Here is a 4,658-nt window from a genome sequence, read left to right on the forward strand (position 1 = left end):
AGTAGGCTGAAGAGGATCAATCAGATAATCCGCTGAGAAAGATTTTCTTCTTTACATCTTTGGCATTTTATCAACCAGAAATTCCGGATACCCAGTTTATTGAGGTCTTTATGGATACGCCGCTGGCTACCTGCGAACAGCGCGATCCCAAGGGGTTGTATCAGAAGGCACGGTCCGGGGAGATCAGGCAGTTTACCGGGATTGATTCGCCTTATGAGGCATCGGAGCGGCCTGAGATTCGGTTGGATACTTCGGTAATGACGGTTGATGAGTGTGTTGAGAGGCTTGTTGGTTTTTTGCGGGATCGTGGCTTGATCTCGGAATAAGGATACTGAAGGCGGGGTCAGAAGAAAGCTTTCTTCTGACCCCTGGTTTAACGACAAGGATTGTTGGAAATGATCGAAATTAAACATCATGGAGCCACGTCGGGAGTGACGGGTTCTTGCCATGAGTTGAGTTTGAAGATGGGGTCAGATGAAAAACGCGCGCGTTTTTCATCTGACCCCGACTTGGACGCCGCTCCCGAATTCGAGGGCCCCCACCACGGCATCCTCATCGACTGCGGCTTGTTCCAGGGCCAGGATGAAGGCCGAGAGGCTTCTGCTGCCGATCTCACTATTGATTTCCCCATCGACCACATCCGTGCTCTCGTTGTGACCCACGTCCACATTGATCATGTGGGCCGGATTCCCTATCTGCTGGCTGCCGGGTTTCAGGGGCCGATTATCTGCTCCGAGCCTTCGGCGGTGATGTTGCCCGAGATTCTGGAAGATGCGCTGAAGATTGGCTTCACCCGGGACCGAAATCTGATTGAGCGGGTATTGGGCCTGATTCGGGAGCGTGTGGTGCCGGTTCCTTATGGGCAGTGGCATCCGGTGTTTGATGAGGGGGAGTGTTCGCTTTCCGTTCGGCTGCAGCGGGCCGGGCATATTCTGGGGTCGGCTTATGTGGAATGTGATGCCCGGACTGGGGATGTTGAGGAGCGGATTGTGTTTTCCGGCGATTTGGGTGCGCCGCATTCGCCTTTATTGCCTGAGCCGAAATCGCCGGAAAGGGCAGATCGGTTGGTAATTGAGAGTACTTATGGGGATCGCGATCATGAGGATCGGGAGACTCGGCGGGATCGGTTGAGGGTGGTGCTGGAGAATGCGCTGGCCGATGGCGGGACGGTTTTGATTCCGGCGTTCAGTATTGGGCGGACGCAGGAGTTGTTGTATGAGATTGAGGGGATTATTGCTGGGGCCTCGGGGAATGTGAAAATGGGGTCAGATGGAAAACGCGGGCGTTTTTCATCAGGCCCCGAGTTTGGGGCGGACTCCGAGATCGCGTCAACCTCCGGGTTCGACTGGGAATCTCTGGAAATTGTCGTGGATTCGCCCTTGGCTGCCAACTTCACACAGATCTACCGGGACCTGAAGCCTTTCTGGGACGCCGAAGCTCAGGAGCTGGTGCGTTCCGGTCGTCACCCGCTTTCCTTCGAGCAATTGACGGTGATTGATTCCCACGAGGATCATCTGAATGCCGTTGACTACCTGGCCAAGTCCCACAGACCCTGCGTGGTCCTGGCCGGCTCTGGCATGTGTGCCGGTGGCCGGGTGGTGAATTATTTGAAGGCGATGCTCGGTGATAAACGCAATGATGTGCTCTTTGTGGGTTATCAGGCCGCTGGCACGCCCGGGCATGATATTCTTACCTTTGGCCCGCGGGGTGGCTGGGTTGAGCTGGACGGTGAGCGGTTTGATATCCGTGCCCGGGTTCACCAGGTAGGTGGTTATTCGGCACATGCGGGGCAGAGTGATTTGCTGAGGTTTGTTGAGGGGATTCCTGTGGCGCCGAAGGAGATTCGGATTGTGCATGGGGATTCTGGGGCGAAGGTGGCGTTCAAAGAATTGCTTGAGGCGAGAGTTGGGTCTCGGGTTCCGATTCCAGCCCCAGGGGTCTGAAGAAAACTTTCTTCTGACCCCGAGTTTGGTTTGAAGATGGGGTCAGATGAACGGAGTTCATCAGACCCCTGTGCTGGGGGTTCCCCCGTGGGGTCTGAAGAAAACCTTCTTCTGACCCCGAGTTTGATTCCAAGTTGGGGTCAGATGAACGAGTTCATCAGACCCCTGTGCCAGCGCCCGAGTTTGAGTTTAAGTTGGGGTCAGATGAACGAAGTTCATCAGACCCCTGTGCCAAGAGCACTGTGCGTTATTATCAGGAGGAAAAATGAAAAAAATCGCGGTAATCGGCCTGGGTTACGTGGGCTTGCCGCTGGCGGCTGCGTTTGGTGAGAAGCGTGAGGTCGTGGGCTTTGATATCAACAGCAAGCGCATTGCCGAGCTGAAGGACGGTGTGGACTTTACCCGGGAGGTGTCGCGGGAGGAGCTGGCGGCGGCTGGTGGGTTGTCCTTTACCGATCAGCTGGATGACATTGCCGATTGCCAGATTTTTATCGTGACGGTGCCGACGCCGATTGATGAGTACAAGTCGCCGGATCTGACGCCGCTGATCAAGGCCAGTGAGAGCGTGGGCAAGGTGCTCAAGCATGGGGATATCGTGATTTATGAATCCACGGTGTTCCCGGGGGCGACGGAGGAGGTGTGTGTGCCGGTGCTGGAGAAGGTTTCCGGGCTCAGGTTCAATCAGGATTTCTTTGCCGGTTACAGTCCGGAGCGGATCAATCCGGGTGACAAGGAGCATCGGGTGGCCTCCATCATGAAGGTGACGTCCGGCTCGACGCCGGAGATTGCCGATGAAGTGGATGCGCTCTATGCGGATGTGATTACTGCCGGTACCCACAAAGCCAGCTCCATCAAGGTGGCGGAAGCGGCCAAGGTGATCGAGAATACCCAGCGGGATCTGAACATTGCGCTGATGAACGAGCTTTCCATGATCTTCTCGCGGATGAAGATTGACACCCATGAAGTGCTGGCAGCCGCGGGCACCAAGTGGAACTTCCTGCCGTTCAAGCCGGGTCTGGTGGGCGGCCATTGTATTGGCGTGGATCCGTATTACCTGACCCATAAAGCACAGGCCATTGGTTATCATCCGGAGATTATCCTGGCCGGTCGGCGGGTGAACGATAATATGGGGCCTTATGCGGCGGCGGAATTGGTCAAGGCGATGATCAAGAAGGGGCATACTATTGCCGGCTCCAAAGTATTGGTGATGGGGCTTACCTTTAAAGAGAATTGTCCGGATTTGCGAAATACACGGGTGATTGATGTGATTCGCGAGCTGGAGGATTTTGGTTGCCAGGTGGATGTCACTGACTGCTGGGCCGATAACGAGGAAGCTCAACATGAATATGGCATTTCATTAATTGAACAGCCGGCGCAGTCACAATATGACGCTGTTTTCCTGGCCGTGCCTCATCGTGAGTATGCAGAAAAGGCCAGTTTTGAATTGCGCCAATATATGAAGGGCGATGGTGTGCTTTTCGATTTGAAAGGTGTGCTGCCGATGGGCGAGGCCGATCTTCGGCTCTGATGTGTGAATAAGGATATTCCGAAAAGTCGCCACTTGGCGGCTTTTTTTATTTCGGTATATTCATTAAATATTTTTGCCAAATAAATTTTATTTGACTATTATTCGTTTCGACTTCTAGTCAATTCCTTTTTTTTAAAACCCTTCTTCAAATAAGGTGTTTAATTTCATGGCAAAGATTAACGACTACTACCAGAAAAAACAGCTTATGGAAAAGCTTGCGGCCGAGCTGGAGAAGCTCGAAAAAGACCAGGCCCTGAAAAAGGAGCTGGACTTTGAAAACAAGGTTCGCGATTTGATGAAGGAGTATGACAAGTCTCCGAAGGATGTTCTGCAGATTTTGTCTGCCATTGATCCGTCAATTGCCGGCACCAAAGCCGAAGCCGCCGCTGGCAGCCGCCCGAAGCGCCCGATGAAAACCTACAAGAACCCGCATACCGGTGAAGTGGTTAAAACCCGTGGGGGTAACCACAAGACATTGAATGAGTGGCGGGAGAAGTATGGTAAGGAAGCTGTTCAGAGTTGGCAGCAGGATTGATTTAAAGCACAGGGGTCTGATGAAAGCTTTCATCTGACCCCAAGTTAGATCAGGACTCTGAGTTAGATATTAAGATGGGGTCAGAAGAAGGCTTTCTTCAGACCCCTGAGTTGAGATTAGGGATCGGAGTTTGACATTAAGATGGGGTCAGAAGAGTAAACTCTTCAGACCCCTGAGTTAGACCCCGTCTTAGCCCAAACCCTTCAGTTAAATTTAAATCCCATACTTCATAGCAATCTTTTTCTTGAACCCCTCTGACCCCAAAACCTTCCCACCATTTACCGTTCTCCGCATTAATTCTTTCGTTTTTTCTTCCATCGGCCGGGCAAATAATTGCCGGTATTGGCGGAGCCGTTCTTTCGGGTTTTTGTCCAGTTCCAGATAAAGTGGATGCGGTTGATGCATTTCACTGTTTTTACCCAACCCGTGACATTGGTAACTGGACCACCAGTGGTCTTCCGGATTATCTACCATTCTCGCGTTGACCGGGTTCATTTCAATATACCGTTGGCAGGTGAGCAGATAGTTTTCTGAATCGACCAGGCAAGAGCGGAACCCGGCGATTTTCAACCCAGTTGTCCAAATGACCGCGTTTAAGCGGCCAATTTATTGCGCTCGATTTCCTGCAACTTGCCAGGGTTAAGCGATACCG

Annotated in this window: 5 protein-coding genes; 4 read left to right on the top strand and 1 reads right to left on the bottom strand. The window is 52.5% G+C overall.

Annotated elements, in window-relative coordinates:
- The first annotated feature begins 59 nt into the window (after positions 1 to 59).
- The 4 genes from DET50_RS19145 (at position 60) to DET50_RS19160 (ending at position 4,006) form a co-directional block, all read left to right on the top strand.
- Positions 60 to 326 (top strand): adenylyl-sulfate kinase, encoded by a 267-nt coding sequence (locus tag DET50_RS19145; protein ID WP_258546176.1) that lies wholly within the window; start codon positions 60 to 62, stop codon positions 324 to 326.
- Positions 327 to 395: 69 nt separating this feature from the next.
- The gene (locus DET50_RS19150; protein ID WP_113864290.1) at positions 396 to 1,943 is read left to right on the top strand and encodes an MBL fold metallo-hydrolase RNA specificity domain-containing protein; all 1,548 of its coding nucleotides are present in this window, start codon (positions 396 to 398) and stop codon (positions 1,941 to 1,943) included.
- A gap of 265 nt (positions 1,944 to 2,208) precedes the next feature.
- On the top strand, positions 2,209 to 3,471 hold the full coding sequence (gene tviB, locus DET50_RS19155) for a Vi polysaccharide biosynthesis UDP-N-acetylglucosamine C-6 dehydrogenase TviB (protein ID WP_113864291.1): 1,263 nt from the start codon (positions 2,209 to 2,211) through the stop codon (positions 3,469 to 3,471).
- 166 nt (positions 3,472 to 3,637) lie between these two features.
- Positions 3,638 to 4,006 carry a histone-like nucleoid-structuring protein, MvaT/MvaU family gene (locus tag DET50_RS19160; protein WP_113864292.1) on the top strand — a complete coding sequence of 123 codons (369 nt, stop codon included), beginning with the start codon at positions 3,638 to 3,640 and terminating at the stop codon, positions 4,004 to 4,006.
- A gap of 213 nt (positions 4,007 to 4,219) precedes the next feature.
- Here the strand turns inward: DET50_RS19160 and DET50_RS19165 are convergent, their stop codons facing one another.
- Complete coding sequence (locus DET50_RS19165) at positions 4,220 to 4,576, bottom strand: transposase (RefSeq protein ID WP_147252232.1); 357 nt, start codon at positions 4,574 to 4,576, stop codon at positions 4,220 to 4,222.
- Positions 4,577 to 4,658: the final 82 nt, after the last annotated feature.

Origin of the sequence: Marinobacter pelagius (assembly GCF_003315345.1) — a bacterium.
Lineage (GTDB): Bacteria > Pseudomonadota > Gammaproteobacteria > Pseudomonadales > Oleiphilaceae > Marinobacter > Marinobacter pelagius_A.